Origin of the sequence: Arthrobacter sp. B0490, assembly GCF_002929355.1 — a bacterium.
In the GTDB taxonomy this organism is placed as follows: Bacteria; Actinomycetota; Actinomycetes; order Actinomycetales; family Micrococcaceae; genus Arthrobacter_D.
Window position 1 is genome coordinate 372,955 of sequence record NZ_PJIR01000002.1, and the last position, 12,118, is coordinate 385,072.

Sequence of the window (12,118 nt, forward strand, 5' to 3'; positions counted from 1 at the left end):
GGCAGGAAGGCCAACCCCGAGGGGCGGATGGCCCTGAAGGAGCACCTGCGCGAGGCACGCAACCGGCTGTTCAAATCGGCCATCGCGATCATCCTCGGGACGGTCGCCGGGTTCTTCGTCTACGAGCCGGTCCTGCGCGCCCTGGCCGCTCCGATCATCGCGATCAACACCCAGGAGGGCAGGACGGCGTCGCTGAACTTCGACAGCGCCGCCTCGCCCTTCGACCTGCTCATCCAGGTCTCGGTGTTCCTGGGCCTGGTGATCTCCAGTCCGGTCTGGCTGTACCAGCTGTGGGCGTTCATCACGCCCGGGCTCAAGAGCAAGGAACGCCGGATCGCGCTGGCGTTCATCGCCGTCGCGTTCCCCCTGTTCCTGGGCGGCATCGCCCTGGCCTGGCTGATCCTGCCCAACGCGGTCCGGGTCCTCACCGAGTTCACGCCGGAGGACTTCTCCAACTACATCAGCGTCTCGGTGTACTTCACGTTCGTGCTGCGGCTCATGCTCGCGTTCGGCATCGCGTTCCTGCTGCCCGTGGTCCTGGTGGGCCTGAACATGGTGGGGCTCGTCTCCGGCAGGCAGATCCTCAAGGCCTGGCGGATCACCGTGTTCCTGGTGTGCCTGTTCGCCGCGATGGCCGCCCCGGGCGGGGACGCGCTGAGCATGTTCTACCTCGCGGTGCCGCTGCTGCTGCTGTTCTTCCTCGCCCTCGGACTGTGCCTGCTCAACGACCGCCGCCGCGCCCGCCGCACCGCAGCCCGCGAAGCCGCCGTCGAGGCCACCGCCGACACCGCATCCCCCCTCGACGCCCTCTAGGCGGGTCCCACGCCGACGCGACCCGTCCAGCCCGGGGTCGGCCGCCCCTGCCCGCCCGGCATCCCGCACCCGAGCCGGTGTCTCCCGTTCCGCGCCACCCGACACCCTCCGGGCCCGGCCCGCAAGCACGACCGGGACCGGCCGGGGGCGGGCACGCGCGGCGTGCCGGCCCCGGGCCGAACGTCTAGGGTGGAAAGATGACCACCCCCGCGGAGAGATACGCCGCTGCCAAGGCCCGTACCGAGCGCTCACGGACCCAGCTGTTCCAGTTCGCGCAGACCCTCGACTTCGCCCTCGACCCGTTCCAGCAGGAGGCGTGCACGGCACTCGAGGCGGGCCGGGGTGTACTGGTCGCGGCGCCGACGGGTGCCGGCAAGACCGTCGTGGGCGAGTTCGCCGTCTTCATGGCGCTGCAGCACGGCCTCAAGGCCTTCTACACCACGCCGATCAAGGCCCTCAGCAACCAGAAGTACTCGGAGCTGGCCGCGGTGCACGGCGCCGACCGCGTTGGTCTGCTCACGGGTGACACGAGCATCAACGGGGACGCCGACGTGATCGTGATGACCACCGAGGTGCTGCGGAACATGCTGTACGCGAACTCCGACGCCCTCGACAACCTCGGCTACGTCGTCATGGACGAGGTCCACTATCTCGCCGACCGCTTCCGCGGCGCGGTCTGGGAGGAAGTGATCATCCACCTCCCCACGGAGGTCAAGCTCGTCTCGCTCAGCGCCACCGTGTCCAATGCGGAGGAGTTCGGCGCCTGGCTCGACACCGTCCGCGGCGACACCGACGTCGTCGTGTCCGAACACCGCCCCGTGCCGCTCTGGCAGCACGTGATGGTCGGACAGAACCTCATCGACCTGTTCGCCGGGGACATCGCGTTCGACGAGGCCGCGCCCGCCGGCGCGGGAACCGGCGCGCGGGACCAGTACGACGTGAACCCCGAGCTGCTGGAGCTCGCGAGCAACGAGATCCGTCTCAACCAACGGGCCAACTGGGGCGGAGGCGGGCGGCGCGGCAGGCAGCGCAACGGCCGCAGCGGGCCCCCGCAGACGACCGCGGTACGCCGCGCCACGCGCCCCCAGGTCATCAGCGCCCTGGACCGCGCGGACCTACTACCCGCGATCACGTTCATCTTCTCCCGCGCCGGGTGCGAGGCCGCCGTGACCCAGTGCCTGCACGCAGGACTGTGGCTCACGACGGAGGACGAGCGCGACGAGATCAGCGAGACGATCGACGGGGCCACGCTCGACATCCCCCGCGACGACCTCGAGATCCTCGGCTTCTGGACCTGGCGGGAGGGCCTCATCCGCGGCTTCACCGCGCACCACGCCGGGATGCTGCCGACCTTCAAGGAGATCGTCGAGCGCCTCTTCGCCGCGGGTCTCGTCAAGGCGGTCTTCGCCACCGAGACGCTCGCCCTCGGCGTGAACATGCCCGCCCGGACCGTGGTGCTCGAGAAGCTCGACAAGTTCAACGGCGAGGCGCACGTGGACGTCACGGCGGGGGAGTACACCCAGCTCACCGGCCGCGCCGGCCGGCGCGGCATCGACGTGGAGGGCCACGCCGTCGTGCTGTGGCAGCCCGGCACCGACCCTGGCGCGGTGGCGGGCCTCGCCTCACGCCGCACCTACCCCCTGAACTCGAGCTTCCGGCCGACGTACAACATGAGCATCAACCTGATGGCGCAATTCGGCCAGGAGCGCTCCCGCGAGATCCTCGAGACGTCCTTCGCCCAGTTCCAGGCCGACCGCTCCGTCGTCGGCCTCGCCAAGCAGGTGCGGAGCCGCGAGGAGTCGCTCAAGGGCTACGAGAAGTCGATGACCTGCCATCTCGGCGACTTCCGGGAATACGCGAACCTCCGCCGCGAACTGTCGGACCTCGAGTCGAGGGCATCGCGGGACCGCTCCCGGACCCTGAGGTCCGCGGCCGAGACCTCGCTGGAGGCTCTGCGGCCCGGCGACGTGATCGACGTCCCCGGCGGACGGAGCCAGGGGTACGCCGTGGTCCTCGACAGCGACACGTCCAGGGAGCCCCGGCCCACGGTGCTCACGCTCGAGACGCAGATCCGCCGCGTCGGCGTCTCCGACCTCGACGGGCCCGTCGAGGTGCTCTCCCGCGTCCGCATCCCGAAGCACTTCAGCGCGCGCAGCCCGAAGGACCGCCGCGACCTGACCTCGTCGCTGCGGAACGCGCTGGAGGAGAACCGCCCGCCGCGCAGGGGTGCCGACCGCGTCTCGGCCGGCCACTCCGCGTCGGCCGCCGCCGAGGAACGCGCCATCACCGAGCTCCGACGGCGCCTCCGCGCCCACCCCTGCCACGGGTGCAGCGAACGGGAGCAGCACGCGCGCTGGGCGGAACGGTGGTGGAAGCTGCGCCGGGAGACCGACAACCTCGCTGGGCAGATCCGCGGTCGCACGAACACGATCGCCAAGACCTTCGACCGCGTCTCGGAGGTGCTCGGCCACTACGGCTACCTCGAGTACACCGACGACGGCGTCTCGGTCAGCGCCTCGGGCCAGAAGCTCCGCCGCATCTACGGGGAGAAGGACCTCCTCATCGCGCTGTGCATCGAGGAGGGTGCGTTCACCGACCTCGACGCCGCCGAGCTCGCCGCGCTCACCACGGTGCTCGTGTACCAGGCGAAGCGCGAGGAGCGGGGGGTGCGGCCGGTCATGCCGAGCATCGCGCTGGAGGGGTCCGTGGAGACGATCATCCGCCAGTGGTCGCAGCTCAACGACGTCGAGGAGCAGCACCGGCTGCCCGTCACCAGCGAGCCGGAGCTGTCGCTCGTCTGGCCGATGTTCAAATGGGCGCAGGGCCGTTCCCTGCAGGCCGCCCTCAGCGGCACGGAACTCGCGGCCGGGGACTTCGTGCGCTGGTCCAAGCAGGTCATCGACCTTCTGGACCAGGTCGCCAAGGTACCCGACCTGCCGGGCCACCTGCAGCAGACCTGCGTCCGCGCCATCCGGCTGGTCCGCCGCGGCGTGGTGGCATACTCGAACATCAGCGAGTAGTCCTGCTCGGGGACTCCTACCGACCACAGAAAGCCGCGCAGCACCCCCATGCCCAGCCCTGAACGCCGCACCCCCGTCCTCTACCGCAACGGCTCCGTCTACAGCCCCGCCGATCCTTTCGCCACCGCCATGCTCGTCGACGGGGGGACGGTGGCCTGGGTGGGGACCGAGCACGCCGCCGCGAACCTGGCTGGCCCCGACGTGCGCACCGTCGACCTGGACGGCGCGCTGGTCACCCCCGGCTTCGTCGACGCCCACACGCACACCACGGAGACGGGCGTCGCCCTCGGCTCCATCGACCTGACCGCGTGCCGCACACTCGCAGGGCTGCTCGAGTCCGTATCCGTTGCCGCGGCATCCGGGGCGGGGACGATCCTGGGCTTCGGCTGGGACGAGTCGCAGTGGCCCGAGAAGCGCGTGCCGACGGCATCCGAGCTCGACCGGGCCGGTGGCGGCGCCCTCGTCTACCTCGTACGGGCCGACATCCACTCGGCGGTCGTCTCCGGCACGCTCGCGGCCGGGCTGGGGCTCGCGGGCCTGGACGGGTGGGACGACGGCTTCGTGGTCCGCGCGGCCCACGAGGCCGCCCGGAAGGCCACCCGCAGCCTCACGCGTGACCAGCGCAGGACGTACCAGCGCGCCGCACTGCTCCATGCCGCGAGCCGCGGGTACGTCGCGGTCACGGAGATGGCCGCGCCGCACATCGCGCCGCGTGAGGATCTCGAGACCCTGCTGTCCATCGACGGTCCGGGACACGAACTGCCCCTGCCCGAGGTCATCCCCTACTGGGCGCAGCTGACGTCGTCCCGCGAGGAGGTGCGCGAACTGATGCAGGGCTTCGGCGGTCGCCTCGCCGGACTCGCCGGGGACCTGAACGTCGACGGCTCGATCGGCTCGCGGACCGCTGCGCTCCGCGAGCCCTACAGCGACGAGCCCGGCAACCGCGGGACGCTCTACCTCGACGGGGACGCCGTCGGTGCCCACCTGCTCGCCACCACCGCCGAGACCGTCCAGGCCGGGTTCCACGTCATCGGGGATGCCGGGCTCGACGTCGTCCTCCAGGGCCTCGAGGTGGCGGCCCGCGACCTGGGCCTGGACGAAGTACGCCGTGCGCGCCACCGCCTCGAACACGTGGAGCTCGCCGACGACGCCGCCATCGCGGCCCTGGTGCACTACGGCGTCGCCGTGAGCGGCCAGCCCGCGTTCGACGCCCTGTGGGGGGTCGACGGCGGACTGTACGGGCAGCGGCTGGGAACGCGTAGCGTCGGGATGAACCGTTTCGCGTCACTCCTGGCCGCCGGCGTCCTCGTGGCGCTCGGCTCGGACAGCCCGGTGACCCCCCTCGACCCGTGGGCCTCGGTCCGCGCGTGCCTCCGGCACAGCAGCCCGGCCGAGAACATCTCCGCCCGGGCCGCCTTCATCGCCCACACGCGGGCGAGCTGGCGGCTCTCGGGCCGCAGCCCCATGATGGGGCAGCTCGCACCGGGGACCCCGGCGTCCTTCGCGGTCTGGAAGGTCGACGAACTCATGGTGCAGACGCCGGACAACCGCGTGCAGTCGTGGAGCACCGACCCGCGCGCCGGGACGCCCCTGCTGCCGGCCCTGGACACCGAGAACGCCCCGCTCTGCCTCGAGACCGTGCACGACGGGCGGCGTCTCTACGCCGAGGACGGTTTCGCGGGGGCCTAGGGAACACTCCGGAGTTCCTGCGCCCCGCCTCGCAGGAGGCGCTCCGACAGCGCCCTGACCTGCACCGAAGCACATCGTCGCAGGTCAGGGCACTGTTGACTTGTACTCCACAGCACGTAAGCTCTTGCGGTACGGGTTAGATGACCTCCTGCGGGAGGGAACCTGGCTGGTCTCCTGAGCGCAATGCATCGGCCTTCGAACGGCGCGTGTTGCCCATCTAGGCGGAGCTGGCACTCAAGGGCAGGTCCACGTGTCAGTAGAAAACGGCGTCGTCCTCCGTGCCGACGCCGGTACGAAGGTACGTGGATCTGCCCGCCTTCGGCCGTCGCGGCCGGCGTGGGGGTCCCCTGGGGCACGGGCGCAGTCGCCTATACTTGCACACTGGCTCCGCTACGGGCGGAGCGGTTCCTGCGCGATGCGCATCCCGATGGAAAGGCCCCAGCTGCGTGCGAGTCGTCACGATCATTCCCACCTACAACGAGATCGAGTCGCTCCCGCTGACCCTGGCCCGCCTGCGTGCAGCAGTGCCCGCGTCGGACGTGCTGATCGTCGACGACAACAGCCCCGACGGCACCGGTGACCTCGCCGATCGCGCCGCGGCTGCGGACGATCAGGTGCACGTGCTGCACCGCGCCGGCAAGGAAGGCCTCGGCGCCGCCTACATCGCGGGATTCCGCTGGGGGCTGGACCGGGGGTACGACGTCCTCGTGGAGATGGACGCGGACGGCTCCCACCGACCCGAGCAGCTGCAGGACCTCCTCGACGCCGTGGACCGGGCCGATCTCGTGATCGGCAGCCGCTGGGTCCACGGCGGCAACGTGGTGAACTGGCCGCTGCACCGCAAGCTCCTCTCACGCGCCGGCAGCACCTATTCACGCCTCCTGCTCGGCCTTCCGGTGCGCGACATCACCGCCGGGTTCCGTGCGTTCCGGCGCTCGACCCTCGAGGCCCTCGACCTGTCCGCCGTGGAGTCCGTGGGCTACGGCTTCCAGGTCGACATGACCTTCCGGGTCGCCCGGCTGGGGCTGACCATCGTCGAGGTCCCGATCTCCTTCGTGGAACGGGAGCTCGGTGCGTCCAAGATGAGCGGGAACATCGTGTTCGAGGCCATCGCGAACGTGACGCGCTGGGGCCTCGAGGCACGCTGGAACAAGCTCACCGGGCGCCCGTAGCCGCCCCGCTGCCCAGCACGACGGACACGTACCGTCGGACAAGCACCGTCGGACAAGCACCGACAGAAAAGGCACCCGCCGTGTGGCGGGTGCCTTTTCCGTGGTGACGCTCGGGTGGGGGAGCGTCGGTGCGTCGGCCGGTCAGGCCGAGCGGCGCTCGCCGCGGCGCTCGCGCAGGATCGTCAGGCGGTCCTGCAGGATCTGCTCGAGTTCCTCCACCGAACGGCGCTCGAGGAGCATGTCCCAGTGGGTGCGGACGGGCTTGTCGTTCGAGGTGTCGGGCTTCTCGCCGTTCACGAGGAGGGCTTCCTTGCCGGTCTTGGAGACCCACGTCGCAGGGATGTCCGCCTCCGAGGAGAACGTGACGAAGACCCGCTCACCGTCCTCGCACCGGTACTCGACCCGCTGCCGGGGAGCGGGCTCGACGCCGGACTCGGTTTCCATCGACTGCGCACCGAGGCGCATGCCGCGCAGGCTGCGATCGCTCATGATTATCTCCTAGTTCCCATGGCTCCCCGTCTTCCGAGGGGCCGTTGCCGCTGTTCCTTGCCGAAAGTACGGGCCGTGCCGCCACACGCCCGGTACCGCTTCCGCCCCGGGGACGGAAGGGAAGCCTTCTGTACAACACCACCCGCCGCAGGGATGTTCCCTCGAGCGGACGGATAAACAGCTAAGTATACAGGGCACACCCGAAGCTCCGCCGATGCCCGGTCCCCGCCGGAGGCGGCGGGCGGCGTGGGCCGGGTCCCGGAGCCGGCCGCCCCGGCCGATGGCTGCCATCGCTCCGACGGGATCTCAGGTGCGTGTCACCATCTCCGGGCCGTCCGAGGGGGAGTCCGGGGTGGTGGTGCCCAGCATGGTGCCGATGCCCTTGAGGGCCTCACCGACCTCGCTGGGGATGATCCAGAGCTTGTTCGCCGACCCCTCGGCGAGTTTGGGCAGGGTCTGGAGGTACTGGTACGCGAGGAGCTTCTGCGTGGGGTTGCCCTTGTGGATGGCATCGAACACCTTGTGGATGGCCTGCGCCTCGCCGTCTGCCCGCAGGATCGCGGCTTTCGCGTCGCCCTCGGCGGCGAGGATCGCGGCCTGGCGCTGGCCCTCCGCCGTGAGGATCTGGGACTGCTTGGTGCCCTCGGCGGTGAGGATCGCGGCGCGGCGGTCACGCTCGGCCCGCATCTGCTTCTCCATGGAGTCCTGGATGGAGTGCGGCGGGTCGATGGCCTTGAGCTCCACGCGCCCCACCCTGATGCCCCAGCGGCCCGTTGCCTCGTCGAGGACGCCGCGGAGCTGGCCGTTGATCTGGTCGCGCGAGGTCAAGGCCTCCTCGAGATTGAGGCCACCGACGACGTTCCTCAGCGTGGTCGTGGTCAACTGCTCCACGGCCTGGATGTAGTTGGCGATCTCGTAGGTCGCCGCCCGCGGGTCCGTGACCTGGAAGTAGACGACGGTGTCGATCGACACGACGAGGTTGTCCTCGGTGATGACGGGCTGGGGCGGGAAGGAGACGACCTGCTCGCGGAGGTCGAGCAACGGCAGCAGCCTGTCGACGAACGGGATCAGGATGGTGAGGCCCGGGTTCAGCGTCCGCTGGTACTTGCCGAGTCGTTCGACGACGCCCGCGCGGGCCTGCGGGACGATCCTGACCGACTTCACCAGGATGACCAGGACGAAAATGATGAGGACGATCAGGACTACGGTGAGCGCGATCGTTCCGGCGGAGCCGTTCATGAATCCCCTTTGTTGGTGTGGTCGCCCCCTGAGGGCCGGATCGCGGCCCGGGAGCGGAGAAGCGGGCGGTCCGCGCTAGGCGTCGCCGGAAGGCGGGGGACGGTCGGCGTCGCGGGCGGCTGCAGGCTGGACGACGGCGGTGGCACCGTCGATCCTCGCGACGGACAGGCGGGTGCCGGCGGGCAGCGGGGCGCCGTCGGCGGAGCGGGCCGTCCACGTGTCACCGCCGATCTTGACGGTGCCGGAATGGGCCGTGACGGGTTCGAGGGCGAGCGCGGCGGCTCCGACGAGGCGGTCGATGTTGTTCAGCTGATCCGCCGGGCCCCTCTTGAGGTGGCGTACCGCCACGGGCCGGACGAGCAGGATCATGAGGAGCGAGACGGCCGCGAACACGACGACCTGGAGGACCAGTCCCGCTCCGGCGAAGGTCGCGATGAGGGCGGCCAGTGCTCCGACCGAGAGCATGAGGAACAGCAGGTCCAGGGTCAGGGTCTCCACGGCCGCCAGTCCCAGGAACAGGACCAGCCACAGGACCCAGCCGTTGTCGAGCAACCACTCCATGGGGCATCCCCTCGTGTGCGTGCCGCGGGAAGCGGCCGTCGGTCCCATTCTGGCAAACGGGTCCGACATTACCTAGGGTGTGCGTGCCGGCGGCGCCGAGTTGTTACCCATCCGTGCCGTCCGCGCGCCCGGAAGACCTCCCGCCCCGTGCGAGGACCTGCACGGTGAAGCGCGCCGCGACCTCCAGGGGCGCGCCTGCCCCGTCCGCCTTCCCCCCGGATCGGCCCTCCGCAGGCGCGTGCCGCGCTGCTGGCCCCATGACGAGGGCGGACCGGGCGAGGCCCCGCGGCAGGGACAGGACGTAGTCGAGGTCCTCGCGTGCGGTCTCCACCAGGGCCCCGCCGAACGAGGCGAGGACGTCGTCGGCCTTGTGCGCAGGCACGGACAGGAGCGGTCCGACCGCCTCGAGCCCGGAGAGGTGTCCGGGCCGCGGTGTGACGACGACGAGGCACCCGCCCGGTGCGAGCACGCGCACGAACTCCTCGGCATTCCTCGGCGCGAACACGTTGAGGAGCACATCCACCGACCCGTCCGCGAGCGGGAGCGGACGCCAGACGTCCCAGACGATGCTGATGCCGCCCGGCAGTCTCCGGGCGGCGCGCCGCAGGGCGATCTTGGAGATGTCGAGCGCCACGGGGAAGCACCCGGGGGACCGGCCCACCAGCCCCTCCAGGTAGTACCCCGTCCCCGCGCCGGCGTCGAGGACCACGCCCGGTGATCCCGAGTGCTGCAGGACGGCGTCGACGACGGCGCTGCGCAGCGGGGCGTAGGCACCCGATCCGAGGAACCGGTCGCGCGCGTCCACCATCTCGACCGAGTCGCCCTCGAACGGCGACCCCCTGCCGGTCAGGAGATTGAAGTAGCCCTGACGGGCGGCATCGAAACGGTGCCCGCGCGCACAGGCCAGGGACTGTCCTACCTCCTCCAGCGGCGAAGCGCAGACGGGACAGAGAAGGAGGGGGCGGGGAACGGCGGACACCGTCCCATCCTAGGGAGAAGACGTCGCGCACCGTTGACTCAGGCCACTGTTTCGGGTCTGATCGGGAGGGTGAAACCAGACCAGATCGAACTCCTGACCACCACGGGCTCCCCGACACTCCACCCGGACGGCTCCCGTCTGGTGATCGCCGCGACCCGCCCCGACCTCCGCGCCGACAGCTACGTCGGCCAACTGTGGGAGTTCACGCTCGCCGGAGAGCGCCGTCGACTCACCCGGGGCTTCCGCGACACCGCACCGCGCTACTCACGCGACGGCCGGCTGCTCGCCTTCCTCCGGGCCGCACCGGGCGGCAAGCCCCAGCTGTTCGTGGTGCATCCCTCCGGCGGCGAGCCCGTCCAGCTCACGGACCAGCCCCTCGGCGTCGCGCACTTCGACGTCTCCCCGGATGCCACGACCCTCGTCTTCGCCGCGCGCGTGCCCGAGCACGGGCGCTACGGCACCGTCGACGGCGTGGGTGCGGGCCTGGAGGATCCGCGGCTGATCACCGGGTACAAGTACCGGATGAACGGCCTCGGCTACACGACGGACAAGCGCTCGCAGCTGTTCACCGTCGCGGTGCCCGGTCTCGACGCGGAGCCCTACGTCGCCGCCGTCGGCCGGCTCGGGAAGGCTCACGCGGACGGGCCGGGCGCACTCGAGGAGCAGGGCGCCGTGCCGGCCGCGACGCAGGTCACGACGGCGGATGCCGACCACCTCGAGCCCGCCTTCTCCGCCGACGGGCGGCGCATCCTCTTCACGGCGGCGCTCGCCGAGGACGCGGACTCGACGCTCGTGTCCGACATCCACTCGATCGCGCTCGACGGGAGCGACCGCCGGCAGCTGACGAACCTGGGCGGTGACACCCGCCTGGGGTGCAGTGCGCCCCGCCCGAGTGCCGACGGCGACTGGCTGTTCTTCCTCGCCTCGGACCTGTCCCCGTCGGGGCTGGACTTCGTGGCCCGCAACACGGCGCTGTACGTCCTGCCGGCCACGGACCCCCGGGACGTCCGACGGCTGACCGACCCCGAGACCGCCGATCTCGGCGACGTGCAGGAGATCGTCGAGGGCGGGCCCGCATCCGTGCTCGTCTTCAACCGCTCGCGCGGCAGCGGGGAGCTGCTCCGGATCTCCGCGACGGGGGAGAGCGAGACCCTCGTCACGGGACCCCTGGTGGTGACGGGAGCCGCGGCGGCGGGAGGCACGGTCGCCGTGTCCTACACGGACCCGACGACGTCGGGTGAGGCGGCCGTCCTGGATGGAGGCGCCCTGCGTCCCGTCTCCGACTTCTCGGCCGCCCTGCGGGGCGGGACGCGCGTGGCGGACCTCCAGGAGCGGTCGTACTCCGCTCCCGACGGGACGCCCGTGCACGGCTGGGCCGTCCTGCCCGAGGGCGAGGGGCCGCACCCGGTGCTGCTCGTCATCCACGGCGGCCCGTTCGCCCAGTACGGGTGGGGGTACTTCGACGAGGCCCAGGTGTATGCCGCGGCAGGTTACGCGGTGCTGCTGTGCAACCCCCGCGGCGCGGCCGGCTACGGGCAGGCCCACGGCCGCGTCATCAAGGAGGCGATGGGCACCGTGGACCTCGACGACGTCCTCGCCTTCCTCGACGGTGCGCTCGCCGAGTTCGACGCCATGGACGACCAGCGGCTCGGGGTCATGGGCGGCTCGTACGGAGGCTATCTGACCGCGTGGACGATCGCCCACGATCACCGCTTCGAGGCAGCGGTCGTCGAGCGGGGGTACCTCGATCCGCCGTCGTTCGTCGGGTCCTCGGACATCGGCTGGTTCTTCTCCGAGCAGTACACCGGGACGGATCCGGCACACGTGGCGGAGCAGAACCCGTTCGCGAAGATCGGCGACGTGCGGACACCGGCGTTCGTCATCCACTCGGAGGACGACCTGCGCTGTCCGATCGAGCAGGCCCAGCGGTACTACACGGCCCTGAAGAAGCAGGGCGTCGACACCGAGCTGCTCGTGTTCCCCGGGGAGACCCACGAACTGTCGAGGTCGGGCTCCCCGTGGCACCGCCGCCAGCGCTTCGAGCACATCCTGCGCTGGTGGTCGCGCTACCTGCCCACGGACGCGAACCCGGCCGAGACCGCCGTGGGCTGACCGCCCGGCGCTTCCGAGGGCCCGGCGCGCCGAAGGAGCGGTGC

General features: G+C 71.0%; 9 protein-coding genes. 5 read left to right on the forward strand and 4 right to left on the reverse strand.

Annotated elements, in window-relative coordinates:
- Positions 1-27 precede the first annotated feature (27 nt).
- The 4 genes from tatC (at position 28) to CXQ97_RS04710 (ending at position 6,694) form a co-directional block, all read left to right on the forward strand.
- Positions 28-813, forward strand: coding sequence for a twin-arginine translocase subunit TatC (gene tatC, locus CXQ97_RS04695; protein ID WP_104179669.1), 786 nt, complete (start codon positions 28-30; stop codon positions 811-813).
- Between the two features lie 197 nt (positions 814-1,010).
- On the forward strand, positions 1,011-3,833 hold the full coding sequence (locus CXQ97_RS04700) for an RNA helicase (RefSeq protein WP_104179670.1): 2,823 nt from the start codon (positions 1,011-1,013) through the stop codon (positions 3,831-3,833).
- A 48-nt stretch (positions 3,834-3,881) separates the two neighbouring features.
- Positions 3,882-5,522: an amidohydrolase gene (locus CXQ97_RS04705; protein WP_104179671.1), complete on the forward strand. Its 1,641-nt coding sequence runs from the start codon at positions 3,882-3,884 to the stop codon at positions 5,520-5,522.
- Positions 5,523-5,968: 446 nt separating this feature from the next.
- Entirely contained in the window at positions 5,969-6,694 is a 726-nt protein-coding gene (locus CXQ97_RS04710) for a polyprenol monophosphomannose synthase (RefSeq protein ID WP_104179672.1), read from the forward strand.
- 141 nt (positions 6,695-6,835) lie between these two features.
- Here the strand turns inward: CXQ97_RS04710 and CXQ97_RS04715 are convergent, their stop codons facing one another.
- From CXQ97_RS04715 to CXQ97_RS04730, 4 genes are all read right to left on the reverse strand, one after another.
- Positions 6,836-7,183 (reverse strand): RNA polymerase-binding protein RbpA, encoded by a 348-nt coding sequence (locus tag CXQ97_RS04715; RefSeq protein ID WP_104179673.1) that lies wholly within the window; start codon positions 7,181-7,183, stop codon positions 6,836-6,838.
- A 306-nt stretch (positions 7,184-7,489) separates the two neighbouring features.
- Positions 7,490-8,422, reverse strand: coding sequence for an SPFH domain-containing protein (locus CXQ97_RS04720; RefSeq protein ID WP_104179674.1), 933 nt, complete (start codon positions 8,420-8,422; stop codon positions 7,490-7,492).
- Between the two features lie 75 nt (positions 8,423-8,497).
- Positions 8,498-8,983, reverse strand: a complete 486-nt coding sequence (locus CXQ97_RS04725; protein WP_104179675.1) for an NfeD family protein — start codon at positions 8,981-8,983, stop codon at positions 8,498-8,500.
- A gap of 103 nt (positions 8,984-9,086) precedes the next feature.
- Complete coding sequence (locus CXQ97_RS04730) at positions 9,087-9,962, reverse strand: putative RNA methyltransferase (protein WP_104179676.1); 876 nt, start codon at positions 9,960-9,962, stop codon at positions 9,087-9,089.
- A gap of 69 nt (positions 9,963-10,031) precedes the next feature.
- Here CXQ97_RS04730 and CXQ97_RS04735 point away from each other — a divergent pair, with 69 nt between their 5' ends.
- Positions 10,032-12,074 (forward strand): S9 family peptidase, encoded by a 2,043-nt coding sequence (locus CXQ97_RS04735; RefSeq protein ID WP_104179677.1) that lies wholly within the window; start codon positions 10,032-10,034, stop codon positions 12,072-12,074.
- Positions 12,075-12,118: the final 44 nt, after the last annotated feature.